Source organism: Vibrio sp. Vb0937 (assembly GCF_033338855.1).
On the sequence record NZ_JAWOTK010000279.1, the window covers coordinates 1 to 1228 of the forward strand.

Here is a 1228-nt window from a genome sequence, read left to right on the forward strand (position 1 = left end):
TTGCCGCATTCACATAAACTGCAGCCGAGCCCACCGAATTGATGAACAACTCCGAGTTAATCAAGCTGTTGGTCATGATTGCATCTGAGTGACTCGCATTGTGAACTCGCATGTGATCAATCGCATCTTTCACGTCAGCGACAACTTTTACACCTAACGTGTAGCTTAGCCATTCGGTATCAAAATCACCTTCTGCGGCATCGCGAATTTGCGTAGCTTGAGCCATTAGCGCTTTCGCTTTTGGTTCTGCTACAAACGTCACTTTGTCACTCATTCGCTCGACAATCATTGGCAAGAATTTCGCCGCCACTTTCTCGTGAACAAGCAGTGTGTCTAGCGAGTTACATGCCGAAGGACGTTGAACTTTCGAGTTTTCAACCACGTTTAGCGATTTCTCTAGGTCCGCGGATTCATCAACAAAAATGTGACTGATACCAAAACCGCCGATGATCACTGGAATTGTGCTGTTCTCTTTACACATTTTGTGCAGACCCGCTCCACCACGTGGGATGATCATATCAACGTAGTCATCCAGTTTAAGCAGTTGAGAAACCAGCTCGCGATCTGGTTTTTCAATGTACTGTACTGAAGCGGCTGGCAAGTTTGCTTTTGCAAGGGCTGATTGGATAACTTTCACAAGTTCCATGTTAGAGAAAAACGTCTCTTTACCACCGCGTAGGATGCTGGCGTTACCCGTTTTCAGGCACAGTGCGGCAATGTCGATGGTCACATTTGGACGCGCTTCATAAATCACACCCACAACACCAAGTGGTACACGGCGGCGAGAGAGAGACATGCCGTTTTCTAGCACTTTACTGTCGATTTCGCTGCCCACAGGATCGTTTAGGCTGATCACATTGCGAACATCATTTGCAATGCCCGTTAAGCGTTCTTCATTCAGCAGTAGACGGTCTAACAGCGCATCGGTCAGACCAGCTTCGCGACCAAGTTCGATGTCTTTTGCGTTTGCTGCCAAAATCGCAGCTGAGTTTGCTTCTAGCTCATCTGCGATGATCGCTAGAGCTTGGTTCTTTTGAGCAGTTGGCGCCGTCGCCAATTCGAAAGCTGCATCTTTAGCAGCTTTACCCATATTCGTTAAATCCACGTTGCTTCCCTCAATTTCTATTCTTGAATGACGACAAGATCATCGCGATGAATCACTTCTGAGCCGTAGTCATGACCCAAAATAGAGATGATGTCTTTACTGTGTTTGCCAGTAATTTTTGCC

General features: G+C 46.8%; 1 protein-coding gene. It reads right to left on the reverse strand.

Going from position 1 to position 1228, the window contains the following annotated elements; genetic code table 11:
* A partial coding sequence (locus R7P67_RS25070) for a glutamate-5-semialdehyde dehydrogenase (RefSeq protein ID WP_318086353.1) occupies positions 1-1105 on the reverse strand: 1105 nt, incomplete at its 3' end.
* Between the last annotated feature and the right edge of the window lie 123 nt (positions 1106-1228).